Consider the following 16011-nt stretch of genomic DNA (forward strand, 5'->3'; position numbering starts at 1 on the left):
AAAGAGCATGAAACTACTTGACAATGAAGCGCTAATAGCCTAGATTTACACCAGTTGGAGACCTGGATTTTCAACTAAAAAAGGGACAAATTCGTATTGGCTCGGCGATGACGGATGGGCTCGGCGTTGATTACCAGCGCGGACGCTACGTGATTGTGTACTACAACGGCAAGTATTACGGAATCCATGATTTGCGCGAACGCAACAACGAATATTATTACGAGACCAAGTACGGTTACGACCCGAATGACATCGACCTCCTCGCGACGACATCCAGCGGCACGGACGAGGCAAGCGCCGGTTCCGCCACCGATTACAAGGCGATGCTGGATTGGCTCCAGACCAACGAGCTTTCGAGCGACGCGAACTACCAGAAGATTGCCGACCAGGTCGACGTGGACAACTACATGAATTACATGCAGGCCGAAATGTTTGTGAACAACGGTGACTGGCCGCACAACAATATGAAGAAGTGGCGCGTCGCAAGCCAAAAGAGCAAGTGGAAATGGTTCCTGTACGACCTGGACTTTGGCTTTGGTGTCTCGTACAATACCCAGAATGGCAACGTGTTCAGCTACGTGACCAATGCAAACGGCACGAATGGCATGGGTATGGGCATGGGACAGTGGGGCGGTCAGCAGTCCAGCGGCTCCATCTCTCCGCATACAATCCTCATGATTCGCCTGCTTGGGAACGAAGGCTTCAAGAAGGCGTTCATCAACCGCTACTGCGTGCTGCTTTCCATGAACTTTGCGCCGGCCAGGTTGCTGAAGATGATTGAAGAATTGCAGAGCCAGGTGCAGCCCGAAATGGCCCGGGATTTGGAATTCTGGGGTTTGGACGCGTCCTCGATATCAAACAACCTAGAAAAGATCAAGAGTTTTGCGCAGACCCGCCAGCAGACGATTGTAAGCGAGATGCAGACTTACTTCAACTTGGGCGAAACGGTTCCCGTGACGCTCTCGGTGCAGGGCAGCGGGCATATCTTGGTGCACAACCTAGAACTGGATGCAAACTCGCTGCAGGTCAACTTCTTCCGCGATGTGCCGGTGACGGTGACTGCGGTCGCCACCTCGGGTGGCGTGTTCTCGGGATGGAGCGATGGTGTCACGGATGCCATGCGCACGTTCAATCCGGGCGAAGTGACGACCTTGACGGCGTCGTTCCGCTAGAGCGCGAGGTAGGCTTTTTTAAGTTCGCGGGTGGCGGCCTCAGGGTCTGCCGCCTTCATGATGGCGGATACCACGCAAATGCCCGCGATTCCCGATCCCTTCAGTACGCCGATATTCCCCTTGTTGAGTCCGCCGATGGCGTTCACCTTGATGGGGACGGCTTTCACTATTTCGTTGAGGGTCTCGACAGGCGTGATGACCGTGTTTACGTGTGTAGTCGTGGGGTAGATGGCCCCGACTCCCAGGTAGTCTGCGCCCTGTTCAACCGCTTCGAGCGCTTGCGGGATGGTCTTCGTGGTGGCTCCTACAATTTTATTTGGGCCGAGAATGCGTCGTGCGTCGCTCACGGGCATGTCGGTTTGCCCCACGTGCACTCCCTCGGCGTCAATGGCAAGCGCGATGTCCACGCGGTCGTCGATGATGAGCGGAATGTTGTAACGTGAGGTGACCTTGTGGGTCGCCCGGGCCAATTCCATGTATTCGCGGGTCGGGCGGTCCTTTTCGCGGAGCTGCACCAGTGTTGCGCCCCCTTTGCAGGCGGCTTCGACCGTCGCGAGGAATTTTTCGGGCGGGACGCAGGTGCTGTCGGTAATAAAATAGAGCGTGGTGTCGAGCATAGATTTGTTGAATGACATGGAGACCTCTTATACGTACAGGTAGTCGTTCAGCACTGGCTGTAGGCCTTCGCCACTGATGTCTTCGTACATAGTGCCGAAACTGCGTGAGTCGTTGATTTCGAACTGTTCGTCGCCTTCGCCAGCCTTCTCGGCTTCCGCCTCGGCGATGGCATCGCCCGTCTTGGGCTTGCATTCGCCTTTTTTGTACTTGCTTTCGTGGTCGCCAATACCCGTCGAGACGCCCGCCGAAATTTTGGTGGCGGCAATCTTCACGATGCCGTTGCGGAATTCCTTGCTTTCGCGGCTCGAAACGGTGATGCCCACGTATGGCATAAAGATGCGGTAGGCACAAAGCACCTGGCAGAGTTCCTTCTCGTGTACGTCCAGCGGGTTGATTTTTTCGTTATTGACGATGGGCCGGAGACGCGGACACGAGAGCGACATCTCGGCGTGCGGGTATTTTTTTTGCAGATAGTACACGTGCAGGGCGCTCGCGAGGGCGTCCTTGCGGAAATCCGAGAGACCGAGAAGCGCCGAGAATCCGCAGCCGCGCATGCCCGCCATGAGGGCGCGTTCCTGCGAGTCGAATCGGTAGGGGTAAATGCGCTTGTGACCGAGCAGGTGGAGTTTTTCGTAGCGCACCTTGTCGTAGGTTTCCTGGAATACGGTCACGTAGTCCACGCCGCATTCGTGCAGGTAGCGGTATTCGTCCACGTTCATCGGGTACACTTCGACGCCCACTAGGCGGAAGTACTTGCGGGCGAGCTTGCAGGCTTCGCCGATGTATTCGACGCTGCTCTTGGCGCGGCTCTCGCCGGTGAGGATGAGCACTTCTTCCATGCCGCTGTCGGCGATGACCTTCATCTCGTGCTCGATTTGCTCCATATTGAGCTGGACGCGCTTGATATGGTTGTAGCAGTTGAATCCGCAATAGATGCAGTAGTTTTCGCAGTAGTTCGCAATATAGAGAGGCGTAAAGAAGTAGACGTTGTTGCCGAAGTGCTTCGCAGTCTCGAGTTTTGCGCGTTGTGCCATTTGCTCTAAGTAGAGGGCGCCTGCAGGGGAGAGCAGCGCCTTGAAGTCTTCGATGGAGCAGGTTTCGCGTTCGAGGGCCCGCTGAACGTCTCGGGCGGTATAGCGCGAGGGGTCGTATGCGTCCATTTGCGAAAGCACTTTTTGGGGGATGTCGGTTTGGATGACGTCCATCCCCTTCATGTATTCCATGAAGTTCGAGCGCACGGAGGGGTCGTTTTCAATGCGGTGCTTGCGTTCGAGCGCTGCCGGCGATAGAAATTCGGAATCAACGAAATATTGGTTGTCTGCCATGGCTCAAACCTCTTAGTCCCGCAAGAACCCTGTGAGCGGGTCGCTGGCGGAAGCGCCACGGACGAGCACGCGGCCGAGCCCGGAGAGGTAAGCCTTGCGGCCTGCTTCAATGGCCTGCTTGAAGGCGTTTGCCATGAGCGTGAGGTCGCCTGCGGTGGCGAGTGCAGTATTCGCCATCACGGCGGCGGCGCCCATTTCCATGGCTTCGCAAGCTTGTGAGGGTTTGCCGATGCCCGCGTCCACGATGATGGGGAGGTCGATTTCGTCGATGAGAATCTGGATGAAGTCCTTTGCCACGAGCCCGCGGTTGGAGCCAATCGGGGCGGCCAAGGGCATTACGGCGGCGGCGCCTGCATTCACTAGGTCGCGAGCCACGTTCAGGTCGGCGTGCATGTAGGGGAGTACCACAAAGCCTTCCTTGGCAAGGATTTCGGTTGCCTTGATGGTCTCCTGGTTGTCGGGCAGCAAGTACTTGGTGTCGCGCATGATCTCGATTTTTACGAAGTCGCCGCAGCCGAGTTCGCGAGCGAGTCGTGCGATGCGGACCGCCTCGTCGGCGGTGCGTGCGCCGGAAGTGTTGGGCAAAAGTGTCGCCGTTTTTGGGATGTAGTCGAGGATGTTCTCGTGGTCCTTGGTGTTCGCACGGCGCACGGCGCAGGTGATAATCTCTGCGCCCGCATCGCGCACGGCGGCTTCAATCAGTTTAAGGGAGTACTTTCCGGAACCTAGAATAAAACGGGAGTTGAATTCGTGCCCGCCAATAATCAGCTTGTCTTCGTTCATTGCAAATGCCCCATGGAGTCTATTGCTTTTCTCGAAGATAAATGTAGAAAAAAAGAAGGATTCCTATTCTTCCATTCCGCACAGAAGGCGGATTGCCATGAGTGCCTGGTGGGCGGCGCAGAGGGCGACACGCGGGGCTATGAGCCCTATGGCGTCGTTCACTTCGCTCACGGCGTCGCCGCATAGGTAAAAACGCTTGCCGACTTTGCGTGTTTTGATGTCGTTTGCGCTGTTGTAGCCAGCCATGCCCGATGCCGCTACGAGAAACTTGTTGTTGAAGCTGCCGAGGACAGTATCGACGAGCATCGCCTTCGCCTGGGCGTTGTCAAATGCCTCGCACACGACATCGGCGGCACCTACGAGCGCCGCGGCGTTCTCTGCCGTGATGCGTTCCACGTGGGGTTCGTATTCTACGTAGGGCGAAATTTCGCGGAGGTTTTCGGCGAGGGCTTCCGCTTTCGTTTTTCCGACTTGTAGGAACTTGTACTGTTGACGCTGCAGGTTGGTGATTTCCACCCGGTCAAAGTCGATGAGGATGAGCTTGCCGACGCCCGCACGCGCAAGGCTTACGGCAATGTTCGAACCGAGCCCGCCGAGCCCGCACACGGCGACAGTCGATCGCTGGAGTTTTTCGACGACTGCGGCTCCTTGCTTTTCGACAAGCGCCTCACGCCATTCTTCCCGAGAGGGAACACTCATCACCCGCCTCCGACGAAACTCACGACTTCGACCACGTCTCCGTCGGCAAGTGTCGTCTCGGCATATTTCGCCTTGGGGACGATTTCCTCGTTTAGTTCCACGGCGATGCGTTTTACGTCAAAGTCTGTCGTAGCCAGATAATCGGCGAGTGTCTGACCCGCCGTGTCCACGTCGACTCCGTTTACCTTGACCATGGCTTACCCGAGCAGTTCTTCCTTGCTGATGGCCTTGAAGTTCGTGGCCTTCAGGGCTTCGATGGCTTTGTCCACGTCCTGGAATCGCAAAATCATGATGTTGGAGCCGTTCAGGGTGGAGGGGTAGGCGTACATGTAGTCGATCTGCTGGCTACCGACCGCAGTGGAGAGCAGTTCGGCAAGGCCACCGATGGCGGCGTTCACGGGGCAGGCGACAACGTCGGTGATGGTGGCGCTGAGGCCCGCCTTGGCGAGCACGTCGACGGCCTTTTCCGGGTCACTCACGATAAGGCGGATGAGCCCGAATTCGCCGGAGTCGGCAAGCGTGAGCGAAAGGAGGTTCACGCCGGCGTCGGCAAGGGACTTGCACACCGCCTGGAGACGGCCCGGACGGTTGGAAACGAAAACGGATACTTGCGGAATCTTCATGTTTTGCCTCCTTACATCTTCTTCCTGTTATCAATGACGCGCTTGGCCTTGCCTTCGCTACGCGGCAGCGAATCGGGTTCGCACAGCGTGACGATGACGGAAATGCCGAGAATCTGTTCGATGGAGTGCTTGAACTTCTTGTTCAGCTGTTCCATGTCGCTCATGGAGTCGCTCACCATGTCGCGGGAGACTTCCACCTTCACCTCGAGCGTGTCCATGTTGTTCTTGGTGTCGAGCACAATCTGGTAGTGCGGCAGGGCCTTCTCTGCACGGAGGAGGGCCGTCTCGATCTGGCTCGGGAACACGTTCACGCCGCGCATGATAATCATGTCGTCGCTACGGCGGCCAATGCGACGGATGCGGCGGATGGTACGGCCGCACTTGCACTTGGTCTTCTCGATGGCGGTAATGTCGCGGGTGCGGTAGCGGATGATGGGCATGGCCTTCTTGCTGAGCGTAGAAAGCACGAGTTCGCCCTCTTCGCCGTCCGGCAGCGGTTCAAGCGTTTCGGGGTCGACGATTTCGGGGTAGAAATGGTCTTCGAAGATGTGGATGCCGTCGCGGCACTCGCATTCGCAGCCCACGCCCGGGCCCACGATTTCGGAGAGGCCGTAGATGTCGTACGCCTTGATGCCGGTCTTTTCTTCGATGTAGTCGCGCATGCCGTCGCTCCACGGTTCTGCACCGAAGATGCCGCGCTTGACCTTCAGGTCACGGATGTCGACACCCATCTTTTCGGCGACGTCGATAATACGGACAAAGTAACTCGGGGTTCCGCCTACCGCAGTGACGCCGAAATCCTTCATGAGCATCACCTGGCGTTCGGTATTGCCGCCGCTGATGGGGATGACGGTTGCACCGAGGGCTTCAAAGCCGCCGTGGATGCCGAGACCGCCGGTGAACAGGCCGTAGCCGTAGAAGTTCTGCACAATATCAGTGCTGCGGAATCCGCAGGCGAGCAGCCCGCGCTTCACGACCTGGGCCCACACGTCCATGTCTTCCTTGGTGTAGCCGACCACGATGGGCTTACCCGTGGTGCCCGAACTTGCGTGCAGGCGCACGACTTCGCTCAGGTCTACGGCGAACAGGCCATACGGGTAGGTGTCGCGCAAGTCCTTTTTCATGGTGAAGGGGAGCTTGGCCACGTCCTTGAGGGTCTTGATATCTTCGGGCTTTAATCCCTTCTCGTCCATGCGTTCACGGAAGAGCGGGACCTTCTCGTAGGCAAGTTTCACGGTGGCGCGCATACGCTGCAGCTGCAGGTCGCGCAATTTTTCTTCGGGCATGAAGTCCAGGGCCATTTCGGGTAGGACCTTGTTTTCTTCGTCATTCCAGGCAGTAGATCGCATAAGTAGACCTTTGGTTGTTGGCGCCTCTTTGGGGAGCCTTTAAAAATTGGACGGTTTTAAAATAGTTTTTTTTTATGGAGGGAAATGTTTGTGACGACGAGATAAAAAACAAAAAGCGCTTTTTACATATTTTGTAAAAATGCTTTTTTGTGGCTACAAAGCTTATTTTGAATGGAGTTTAGCGAAAATTCACCATTTTGAGATTCTGCTCGACCTTGATGACGTAGAAACCGTGTCCGGGGTGGGCAAGGGTCGCTTGCTTTCCGTTGAAGGTTCCGCGGGCGAGAGTGTTGCCCTGGATGACCAGCACGGCGTCACTTGAATCCGTGGCAATGCTGAATGTGTAAACGGAGATATTTTTCGTGTTGTATTCTACATTCAGAATGTATTTGCCGGGGTTGAGCCCTGATATGAGTTCTATATTGATGATTGGAAGCGATGGGAATTTCACACTTTTATGGCTTTTTTTTATTTAAGAACTCCTTTTTTCTCCCTTTTTCAATATAATCTTTTTGTACTTTGTATGTAATTTTCTGACTTTTGTTTTTTTTTAGTGACAAAGGTTGCAGAAATTTGTGCATGGCCGGGGGCGTAATTGCAGAAAAGGGGTGCTTTTGCCCTAAAAGTCGCTGTTTCGGGGACGTATTTTTTGTATTTTTGGGCGGTATTTTGAGTTTTTTGCTTTTATAGGTAGGTCTACTCTGCGCTATCGTCTGCTTTTTATAGTGTTTGCCTTTGTCGGTATTGTAAACGCCCAGCTTCTGGACATGTCTCAAATGTCGCAGAACTACATGGCCGAGAACAGGATTAATAAGGTCAAGGTCGAGGGGAATGTTCACATGGACCAGCGTTCGGTGCTGAGTCGCATTGGCATTCGCGACGGTCAAAGCTATACCCCCACGGCGCTTACCGAGAAGGTCCAGGGGGCGGTGACCAGCTTGTACGAATCGGGCTTGTTTGACGACGTGACCGCTTGGGTCGACTACCTGGACGAGGGGACCGACGTGGACCTCATCTTCAAGATTAAGGAACTCCCTGCCCTTGATACTGCCATTTTGGACGGCTGCGACGAAATTTCGGAAGAAGACCTGCGGCTAAAACTCCGCATGATCCCGGGACGTGTCTACAGCAAGAGCCAGCTGGAACGTGACCGTCAGGCGTTGTTGGAATACTACCGCTCGGAAGGCTACCTGCTTGCCGAGGTGGGCTACCGCGAAGAGGCTGTGGACGAGAACTTGAATAAGGTGACCTTCATTATCCGTGAAGGAGGGAAGGTCAAGGTCCGCTACTTCATTATCAAGGGTAACGAGCACGTGCCTGCCGAAGACATCAAGGAGCACATGCTCACCAAGCAGGACCAGTGGTGGGGTGGCGGCGAATTCAAGGAAGCCGTCTTTAACGCTGATCGAGACACAGTGCTGAACGCCATCCGCCACTTTGGCTACCTGGATGCCGAACTGACCGAATATTTCGCCGAGTACCTGCCGGACTCGACCTGCCTGTTCTACCTGGGTCGAATGGTCCCGGTCGGCAACGACTTGAAGGTGCTTTTTGACCAGCTGAACCTTGCTATGAGCGACAGCGCCACAGCCCTCCACAAGATGGCCGGCAAGCCCACCATGCAGGTAACGCACTACTACCGCAACGAGCGCGTGGGTGCGCACGGCTACGTGTCCCGTCCTCTGCCTCAGGTCAAGGACGAGGAGGACGCCCTCAAGGCTTTGAACGACATTATCCGCTACGAGAGCGCCCGCAAGGAATGGCTCAAGATTACGGATGGCCGCAAGTTCAACAACCCCAAGATTTATGATCTGAGGAACAAGAAGAAACGTTCCCCCTACGAAGAAAAACTTTTGGTGCGCTACATGCTCGAAGACATGTTCCCCGCCCTCAACAAGTATGACGATATCAAGACCTCGAGCGACATCGCCATCCATATTTCCATGATCGAGGGGCGCCGCTATTACATGGGCAGCCTGCACTTCTCGGGCAACGAGGTTTTGAACGACAAGATTCTGGATTACGCCTTCCGCCTCGATAGCGGCGAGGTCTTTGATCAGTACGTCTACGATGCCTCCAAAAAGGCGTTGCTCGACTCTTACCGCGAAGACGGCTACTTGTTTGCCCAGTTTGAGGAAGAGCGTACGTTTACGAACGATTCAATCGTGAATTTGACTTACCGCATGCGCGAAGGTTTGCCGGCGAGCATCCACAAGGTGCATATCCACGGCAATACCAAGACGAACGAAAAGGTGATTCGCCGCGAAGTGCGCCTGTATCCGGGCGATACCTACCGCCAGTCCGCCATGGAGCGCAGCTTCCGCGAAATCATGCAGCTCAATTACTTCGACATGGTCATTCCCGACATCAAGGTCGTGGGTGAGCAGGAAGTGGACCTCGACTTTACGGTGCAAGAGAAGGAAGCCGGTACGGGTACCTTTAGCCTCGGTGTTTCGTACAGCGAATCCGACGGTCTCGTGGGTACGGCGAGCATCTCGATCCCGAACTGCTGTATGGGTAACGGTCAGGCCGCGACCCTCAGCCTGGAATACGGCGAAGACAAGAAGAGCGCCGCCATCAGCTTCCAGGAGCCGTGGCTCTTTGACAAGCCCATCACCTTGGGTACGAGCCTCAGCTACAGCTGGTGGAATATGGACAAGTATAACGACCCCGACATTACCCGCTATGGCGGCAGTGTCTACCTGGGCAAGCGCCTCAAGTGGCCCGACGACTACTTCTACGGGCAGGTCGGTTACAGCTGGCTCATGAACAAACAGGGCCCCAACATCGACGACAGCTACGTGGTGTACACGGGTGTTGAATCTGCCATCAACTTCAGGCTGGTGCGCGACGACAAGAACTTGCCGCAGTTCCCCACCGAGGGCTCCCGTTACGTGCTCGACGTGCAGGTGGCCGACGACGTACTGTTCAGCGACTTTGAATTCGTGAAGACGGAACTGACCATCAAGTGGTGGTTCCCGTTGTTCCGCGATCGTCTGGCGATTGCGCTCACCAACGAATACGGCGTGATATTTGGCGACCAGCTGCAGTACCGTACTCTGTACTCGATGGGCGGCGTGCTTGGTTACGAGGGCATGATGCGCGGTTACAGCTCGGGCTCTATTGGCTACCGCCGCTTGGGCCGCAGCTTCCAGTACATTGGCGCCGAACTTCAGTTGGGCATTGTGCCGCAGACGTTCTACCTGTTGCCGTTCTTCTTTGACGCGGGCAACGTGTTTGGTGAACGCTATGATCCGGGTACCAAGGTGGCAAAACCTAGCCGCAATCCTTTGAGCGAATGGGATCCGACCAGCCTCAAGAAGGATATGGGCTTTGGCTTCCGCGTGGTTGTGCCGATGCTCGGTATCATTGGCTTTGACTTTGCCTGGCCCATGGATGTGGGCGAAACGTACAGCGGCTTGCAACGCACGCAGGTGGGTGACATGGAATTCAACTTCGTCATTGGACAAGGCTTCTAAGTAGCAGGAGGTTCTATGCTTCGTAAACTGGTGATTCTGCTTTCGATTGTGTTTGCATGCGCAAGTTTTGCCGAAGACGGCCTGCGCATTGCTCACGTAGATTCCAAGCTCATCTTTGACGGTTACAAGGGCACCAAAAAAGCTCAGGAAGAATATGACCGTCAGGTGGCCAAGTGGGAGCAGCAGGGCAACCTGTTGCAAAAGGAACTGGCTGCCATCAAGGAAAAACTGGACAAGCAACTCTTGATGCTCTCCGACGAAAAAAAACGTGAACTTGAAGCCGAGTACCAAAAGAAGGATACCGAACTCAAGGGGTTTATTGACCGCGTGTATGGCCGTAAGGGCGAGCTCATCAGCGAAAACGAGAAGGTGAGCGCCCCGATTATTCAGCTGATCCGCAAGGCCATTAACGAGATTGCCCTGCAAGAGGGCTACGACATGGTCGTAGACCGCGCGACGGGCGCCGTGGTCTTTTGGAAAAAGGAAAACGACCTCACGAATAAAGTATTGGATTACTTGAACAATAGATAATTTTATTGTGTAATGTGGAAAATTTCACATTTGTCTTTTTTATTCTCAAAGACTACGTCGTACCAACCACTAACTACTTCAAACCTCAAACCTCAAAGCAGCGTAGCTGCGACCTCAAATCTCTATGGCCGAACAGAATAAAGCAGAAAAATTCGTTTTCTACATGTACAAGATGACCAAGTCCTATCCGCCCAACAAGGAAGTGCTGAAGGACATTTCCTTGAGCTTCTACTACGGCGCAAAGATTGGCATCATCGGCCAGAACGGTGCCGGTAAGTCTACGCTGTTGCGCATCATGGCGGGCATCGACAAGGAATTCCAGGGCGAAGCTTGGATCGAGCCGGGCCGCACCGCGGGTTACCTGCCGCAGGAACCGCAGCTGGACCCGAACCTGACCGTCAAGGAAAACGTGATGCAGGCCGTTGCCAAGAAGCAGGCCGTGCTCGACCGCTTCAACGAGATTTCCATGAAGTTCGCCGAACCCATGGAAGACGACGAGATGAACAAGCTCCTCGACGAACAGGCGAAGCTCCAGGACATCATCGACGCGCAGGACTTGTGGAGCCTTGACCGCAATATCGAAATTGCCATGGACGCTCTCCGCTGCCCGCCGGGCGACTGGCCGGTGACGAACCTCTCTGGCGGTGAAAAGCGCCGTGTGGCCCTTTGCCGTTTGCTCCTCGAAGAACCGGATTTGCTGCTCTTGGACGAACCGACGAACCATCTGGATGCAGAAACGGTTGCATGGCTCGAACGCCACCTCCGCGAATACAAGGGCTCCGTGATTTTGGTGACCCATGACCGTTACTTCCTCGACAACGTGACGAACTGGATTTTGGAAATCGACCGCGGTCGCGGCATTCCTTGGGAAGGCAATTACGCCCAGTGGCTCGACCAGAAGCTGGAACGCCTCCGTGGCGAAGAGAAGGGCGAATCCGACAGGCAGAAGCGCCTTGCCCGCGAACAGGAATGGGTCAAGCAGAGCCCGAAGGCGCGCCAGGCCAAGAGCAAGGCCCGTCTCAAGGCCTACGAGGAATTGCTTGCCGAAGATTCTCGCGAACAGATCAAGGTGGCGCAGATCCACATTGCAAACGGCAAGCGCCTGGGCGATATCGTGATTCAGGCGGAACACCTGCAGAAGGCCTTTGGCGACAAGGTGCTGTTCGACGACTTAAACTTCAACCTGCCGCGCTCCGGCATCGTGGGCATTATCGGCCCGAACGGTGCAGGTAAGACGACTTTGTTCAAGATGATTATGGGCCAGGAAAAGCCCGATGGCGGTACGCTCAAGATTGGCGAGACCGTGGAAATCATCAGCATGGAACAGGGCCGCGACAGCCTCGACGACAGCAAGACTGTGTGGGAAGAAATCACCGGCGGGAACGACGAGATTATGGTGGGCGACCGCAAGATGAACGGTCGCGCCTACTGCGGACTCTTCAACTTCACGGGTGCCGCCCAGCAGAAAAAGCTCACGACGCTTTCGGGCGGTGAACGCAACCGCGTGCTCATGGCGAAGAACCTGCAGAAGCCGGGCAACCTCCTGTTCCTCGACGAACCGACCAATGACCTTGACATTGAAACGCTGCAGGCCCTGGAACAGGCAATCCTCAAGTTTGCAGGCTGTGCCGTGATTATCTCGCATGACCGCTGGTTCCTGGACCGTATCGCCACGCACATCCTCGCTTACGAAGGCGATTCCAAGGTGGTGTGGTTCGAAGGCAACTGGAGCGAATACGAAGCCGACCGCCGCAAGCGCCTCGGCGAAGATGCCGACAACCCGAAGCCCATCAAGTACAAGACGCTCAAGCGCGACTAAGTCGCGCGGGTCGCAAAAATTCGCAAGCGACTTTTTGCTTTGAGCTATGAGGTCGCTCGCGAAGCTCGCTTTGAGGTTTGCGGCTACGCCGCAGACTATTTTGCTGTCTGTACGATTGTAATATTGTCTTTTTTTACAAGCAGGGTACTGAAAATAGTTTATATTGTTTGGCAAAGGACGGGTGAACGCAGAAGGAGTTTTTTATGAAGAAATCACTTATCTTTAGTATGGCTCTTGCCGTGATGCTGGCAGCTTGCGATGATGAGTCGCCGTCATCTTCAAATCCTGCAGATTCGGAAATTGACAGTTCTAGCTCTGTAGAAGAAACGCTTTCTTCGTCATCGGTTGAACAGGGGAGTTCCTCGTCAAAGGGAGTATCGTCATCATCAAAAGAAGAGGCGAAATCGTCGTCTTCTGTAGCAGAACAGGAATCTTCTTCGTCAAAGGGAGTGTCGTCATCATCAAAAGAAGAGGCGAAATCCTCGTCTTCTGTAGAACAGGAAAGTTCCTCGACTGAACAGAAATCTTCTTCGTCAGAAAAAGTTCCGTCGTCTTCGGAAGTCGTCGAGGAGTCCTCTAGCTCGGAACCGGGCGATACGACTACGGTGAATTCAAGTTCGTCTGCGGAGGTCGTTTCTTCGTCTTCGGGACCGCAGGAATTGGATGTCCAAGTGTCAACGAAATGTTTTGCGGATTATCCTTTTGGGAATGTGCCGACGCTTGCCACCAAGGCGTATATGCAGCCGGATTCGAGCGGAAGGTTCTCGGGTTCGCTGTGGTATGTTGTAGATAACTGCCAAAGGCTGGGAGGAACCCTATCCAAGACGATGTCTGGGGACACCTTGGTCTTGAAATTTGTTGATGTCGAAGAGATTGCCAATTGTCTCTGCTGGTCTGATTTCGCTATAAGTTATGGATCTGAGCTTGAAAATATCAAGTATATCGATTACTCGGCACCTTATGCCAAGCATAGCACTTACGAAGTTGTGCATGAGCCGGATCCGGGCAAACCGTCCATGCTTGGATCATCGAGCTCAAACGGCGGTAGAGATTTGCTGTCGAGTGCGCAGGCACAGCAGTCTTCGTCAAGTTCTGACTAGTGGCTAGCCCTCAAATTGCAGAGGGCCTAGAACGCCTAGACCCGTTTTTGACGCAAATAAATCTATCTTTTCTCCCAAACCCATGCTCCATGTCTTCAAACACGAACTTCGCCTAATTTTCCGGGATCCGAAATTCTGGATTCCCTTCATCATCCCGCCGGTAATCCTTGCGGCGAGCCAGGGGATTGCGGTTTCCCGCTTCGGCGGGCAGATTATGGAAGGCATGGAAGGCTATATGATGCTCTTGTTGGGCTGCCTCATGGCGCCCATGGGGGCGCCCTTGGCCGGCGATTCGTTTGCGGGTGAGCGGGAGCGCAACTCGCTTGAACTTTTGCAGCTTTCTCCCATCGCGCCTTCGACGCTTTTCTGGGGCAAACTTCTGGCTATACTCCCTTTCCCGGTGGTGTTTTCGCTTTTGGCCCAATCGGCCTATTGGCTTGCGCATCCGGATGTTTCCACCGTCGCGGCGGTGGCCTCCATTCTCGGCGCCCTTTCGGCGGTGCTCCTCACGACGGTGTTTTCCCTGATGGTCTCGCTCCGCGTAAAGACGGTCCGGGCGGCGTCCCACATCTCCTTGTTCCTGGTTATCCCGCTGCTGCTCGCCGTGCAGGTTTTCTATGAGACGTTCCTTGCGGGAGTCCTCTTCCCGATATTTACTCTGTTGGGGTCGGTTCTTGTGAGCCTGGGGGCGTCTTTGCTTGCCCTTCGTCGATTCTTAACAAAGTAAAAAATACATATAAAGTAACTTACGAAAAGTGACATAAAACGTCGTGGGGCCTTGACGAACCCATGCCGTTACTGAAATTTTCAAAACTTACAAAAAACTTCCATCTTTCTTATAGCAATAAATTTGGAAGTGAAATGTAAGAAATAAACTTTTTTTGTTTTCTACCTTCTGCGACGCAATTGGAAGTTTGCCATCCACCAGAAGGAGACAAGATGAAACTTCACGAATCGGCCCTGGTCCTTGCCCTTGCTTCACTAGCCTTTGCAGGCGGCATCAACACGAACACCAACCAGTCTGTCCTTTTCCAGCGCAGCGTAGCCCGCGACGCTTCCACCGATGTGGACGCCCCGTATGCGAACCCGGCGGGGACTGCCTTTATGGAAGACGGCTTCCACATTTCCCTCAACAACCAGACTTTTTGGCAGTCCCGCTCGGTTACGGTGGATAATTCCCCGATCTTTGCCGACGACACGGAATTTGAGGGCGAGGCGTTTGTCCCGTCGCTCCCGAGTCTGCTTGCGACCTGGCATCATGGCAACCTGGCTGTTTCGGGCCATTTTGGCGTGATTGGTGGCGGTGGCAAAGTGAATTTTGACGACGGCATCCCCAGTTTCCATGCCTTGATGTTCTCGGCCCTTAAGCAAATCGAGGACGGACTTACCGAAAAGGGGCTCAAGACCACCAAGAGCGCCGTCGATATTTCGTTGGACGCCAGCTCCTACATTTTCGGCGCGACCCTCGGTGCCGCCTACAAGTTCAACAACATATTCTCTGTGTATTTGGGTGCCCGCTTCAACTACGCAATGAACACGTATGATGGTTCTATTGAGAACCTTAAATTGAACACGACCGTTCCCGGCGTGAATCCCGATGGCAAAATGAAGGATGCGAGCGAATTGGCCGACACCTTCGAAGACCTCGCCGCTGCAGCCAAGAAGGCTGGCAAAACGGAAGAAGCCGTTCAGTACGCGACGCTCGCGGGGACTTTTGAAACGCTCGACGATAAGGCTTCCATGGAACTTGATGTGGAACAGACCGGCTGGGGTATTACCCCGATTCTCGGTCTCGGTTTCCAGTACAAAAAATTTACGGTGGGCGCGAAACTCGAGTACAACACGAGCATCGAGATGGAAAACGACACCAAGAAGAATGGCACTCCGCTCTCCCAGTTTGACGACGGCGAAAAGGACAACAACGACATCCCGACCCTCGTGACCTTGGGCTTGACCTATGCCCCCATGGATTACTTCCGCATTTCTCTGGGTTACCACCACTGGTTCGATTCCAAGGCCGATTACTCGGGTGACCTGGAAGATTACATCGACGATACGAACGAGATGCTTTTTGGCGTCGAGTATGATTTCTTGAAACGCTTTACGGCGGGTGCCGGCATGCAGGTCACCCGTTATGGCATCACCGACGACTACATCAGCGACATGACCATCAACCTGAGCTCCGTGAGTTTTGGGTTTGGTCTTGGCTGCTGGGCTACCGACTGGATGCGCGTGAACTTGAGCTACTTCCACACTTTGTACGAAGACTACGACGAAAAGGTCGAATACGGCGTGAACACCTACAACCGCGAAAGCCGCGGTTTTGGCGTGGGCCTCGATTTCAAGATTTAGGCCAAGGGATTGCCTTAAAAGGTTCCTTTTTGAGAGAGGCCTGCCGGAATTTGTCCTGGCGGGTCTTTTTTTGTATATTGCTTGTCATAGGATGGCGCGAAGTTCGCCATATTGATACATCCCGGGCAGGGGCCGCCTAGGCGGGAATGCATTCTTCGGGG

Annotated in this window: 15 protein-coding genes; 7 read left to right on the plus strand and 8 right to left on the minus strand. The window is 54.5% G+C overall.

Annotated features, from left to right (window positions below; translation table 11 throughout):
- Positions 1 to 107: 107 nt before the first annotated feature.
- Positions 108 to 1172 (plus strand): CotH kinase family protein, encoded by a 1065-nt coding sequence (locus BUB55_RS07670; RefSeq protein WP_083596928.1) that lies wholly within the window; start codon positions 108 to 110, stop codon positions 1170 to 1172.
- Here BUB55_RS07670 and thiE read toward each other — a convergent pair.
- From thiE to BUB55_RS07710, 8 genes are all read right to left on the minus strand, one after another.
- On the minus strand, positions 1169 to 1807 hold the full coding sequence (thiE, locus tag BUB55_RS07675; protein ID WP_234971852.1) for a thiamine phosphate synthase: 639 nt from the start codon (positions 1805 to 1807) through the stop codon (positions 1169 to 1171). The two genes, BUB55_RS07670 and thiE, sit on opposite strands and share 4 nt — an antisense overlap.
- A 9-nt stretch (positions 1808 to 1816) precedes the next feature.
- Positions 1817 to 3115 carry a 2-iminoacetate synthase ThiH gene (thiH, locus tag BUB55_RS07680; protein ID WP_073189673.1) on the minus strand — a complete coding sequence of 433 codons (1299 nt, stop codon included), beginning with the start codon at positions 3113 to 3115 and terminating at the stop codon, positions 1817 to 1819.
- 12 nt (positions 3116 to 3127) lie between these two features.
- The gene (locus BUB55_RS07685; protein ID WP_073189674.1) at positions 3128 to 3898 is read right to left on the minus strand and encodes a thiazole synthase; all 771 of its coding nucleotides are present in this window, start codon (positions 3896 to 3898) and stop codon (positions 3128 to 3130) included.
- A 63-nt stretch (positions 3899 to 3961) separates the two neighbouring features.
- Complete coding sequence (gene thiF, locus BUB55_RS07690; protein ID WP_073189676.1) at positions 3962 to 4597, minus strand: thiamine biosynthesis protein ThiF; 636 nt, start codon at positions 4595 to 4597, stop codon at positions 3962 to 3964.
- Positions 4597 to 4791: a sulfur carrier protein ThiS gene (thiS, locus tag BUB55_RS07695; protein ID WP_073189677.1), complete on the minus strand. Its 195-nt coding sequence runs from the start codon at positions 4789 to 4791 to the stop codon at positions 4597 to 4599. Before thiS ends, thiF begins: the two co-directional genes overlap by 1 nt.
- Positions 4792 to 4794: 3 nt before the next feature.
- Positions 4795 to 5220 carry an ACT domain-containing protein gene (locus BUB55_RS07700; RefSeq protein WP_072808187.1) on the minus strand — a complete coding sequence of 142 codons (426 nt, stop codon included), beginning with the start codon at positions 5218 to 5220 and terminating at the stop codon, positions 4795 to 4797.
- 11 nt (positions 5221 to 5231) lie between these two features.
- Positions 5232 to 6569, minus strand: a complete 1338-nt coding sequence (locus BUB55_RS07705; protein ID WP_073189679.1) for a phenylacetate--CoA ligase family protein — start codon at positions 6567 to 6569, stop codon at positions 5232 to 5234.
- Positions 6570 to 6747: 178 nt separating this feature from the next.
- On the minus strand, positions 6748 to 7020 hold the full coding sequence (locus tag BUB55_RS07710; RefSeq protein ID WP_073189681.1) for a hypothetical protein: 273 nt from the start codon (positions 7018 to 7020) through the stop codon (positions 6748 to 6750).
- 316 nt (positions 7021 to 7336) lie between these two features.
- Between BUB55_RS07710 and BUB55_RS07715 the strand changes: the two genes are divergently transcribed.
- The 6 genes from BUB55_RS07715 to BUB55_RS07740 all read left to right on the plus strand — a co-directional run bounded on the left by BUB55_RS07715 (position 7337) and on the right by BUB55_RS07740 (position 15850).
- A complete protein-coding gene (locus BUB55_RS07715; RefSeq protein WP_234971853.1) occupies positions 7337 to 10048 on the plus strand; it encodes a BamA/OMP85 family outer membrane protein in 2712 nt (903 codons plus the stop codon).
- Positions 10049 to 10063: 15 nt separating this feature from the next.
- Positions 10064 to 10579: an OmpH/Skp family outer membrane protein gene (locus tag BUB55_RS07720; protein ID WP_073189683.1), complete on the plus strand. Its 516-nt coding sequence runs from the start codon at positions 10064 to 10066 to the stop codon at positions 10577 to 10579.
- A 124-nt stretch (positions 10580 to 10703) separates the two neighbouring features.
- Positions 10704 to 12398, plus strand: coding sequence for an energy-dependent translational throttle protein EttA (gene ettA, locus BUB55_RS07725; RefSeq protein WP_073189685.1), 1695 nt, complete (start codon positions 10704 to 10706; stop codon positions 12396 to 12398).
- Between the two features lie 203 nt (positions 12399 to 12601).
- Positions 12602 to 13498, plus strand: coding sequence for a hypothetical protein (locus tag BUB55_RS14000; RefSeq protein WP_143152964.1), 897 nt, complete (start codon positions 12602 to 12604; stop codon positions 13496 to 13498).
- Positions 13499 to 13580: 82 nt separating this feature from the next.
- On the plus strand, positions 13581 to 14225 hold the full coding sequence (locus tag BUB55_RS07735) for an ABC transporter permease (protein ID WP_073189689.1): 645 nt from the start codon (positions 13581 to 13583) through the stop codon (positions 14223 to 14225).
- Positions 14226 to 14437: 212 nt separating this feature from the next.
- A complete protein-coding gene (locus BUB55_RS07740) occupies positions 14438 to 15850 on the plus strand; it encodes a hypothetical protein (RefSeq protein ID WP_073189691.1) in 1413 nt (470 codons plus the stop codon).
- Positions 15851 to 16011 lie beyond the last annotated feature (161 nt).

It is taken from the genome of Fibrobacter sp. UWP2 (assembly GCF_900141705.1).
Lineage (GTDB): Bacteria > Fibrobacterota > Fibrobacteria > Fibrobacterales > Fibrobacteraceae > Fibrobacter.

Coding starts and splice junctions, on each gene's coding strand:
- BUB55_RS07670 (WP_083596928.1), top strand. CDS start 108: ATGACGGATGGGCTCGGCGTTGATTACCAGCGCGGACGCTACGTGATT.
- thiE (WP_234971852.1), bottom strand. CDS start 1,807: ATGTCATTCAACAAATCTATGCTCGACACCACGCTCTATTTTATTACC.
- thiH (WP_073189673.1), bottom strand. CDS start 3,115: ATGGCAGACAACCAATATTTCGTTGATTCCGAATTTCTATCGCCGGCA.
- BUB55_RS07685 (WP_073189674.1), bottom strand. CDS start 3,898: ATGAACGAAGACAAGCTGATTATTGGCGGGCACGAATTCAACTCCCGT.
- thiF (WP_073189676.1), bottom strand. CDS start 4,597: ATGAGTGTTCCCTCTCGGGAAGAATGGCGTGAGGCGCTTGTCGAAAAG.
- thiS (WP_073189677.1), bottom strand. CDS start 4,791: ATGGTCAAGGTAAACGGAGTCGACGTGGACACGGCGGGTCAGACACTC.
- BUB55_RS07700 (WP_072808187.1), bottom strand. CDS start 5,220: ATGAAGATTCCGCAAGTATCCGTTTTCGTTTCCAACCGTCCGGGCCGT.
- BUB55_RS07705 (WP_073189679.1), bottom strand. CDS start 6,569: ATGCGATCTACTGCCTGGAATGACGAAGAAAACAAGGTCCTACCCGAA.
- BUB55_RS07715 (WP_234971853.1), top strand. CDS start 7,337: ATGTCTCAAATGTCGCAGAACTACATGGCCGAGAACAGGATTAATAAG.
- BUB55_RS07720 (WP_073189683.1), top strand. CDS start 10,064: ATGCTTCGTAAACTGGTGATTCTGCTTTCGATTGTGTTTGCATGCGCA.
- ettA (WP_073189685.1), top strand. CDS start 10,704: ATGGCCGAACAGAATAAAGCAGAAAAATTCGTTTTCTACATGTACAAG.
- BUB55_RS14000 (WP_143152964.1), top strand. CDS start 12,602: ATGAAGAAATCACTTATCTTTAGTATGGCTCTTGCCGTGATGCTGGCA.
- BUB55_RS07735 (WP_073189689.1), top strand. CDS start 13,581: ATGCTCCATGTCTTCAAACACGAACTTCGCCTAATTTTCCGGGATCCG.
- BUB55_RS07740 (WP_073189691.1), top strand. CDS start 14,438: ATGAAACTTCACGAATCGGCCCTGGTCCTTGCCCTTGCTTCACTAGCC.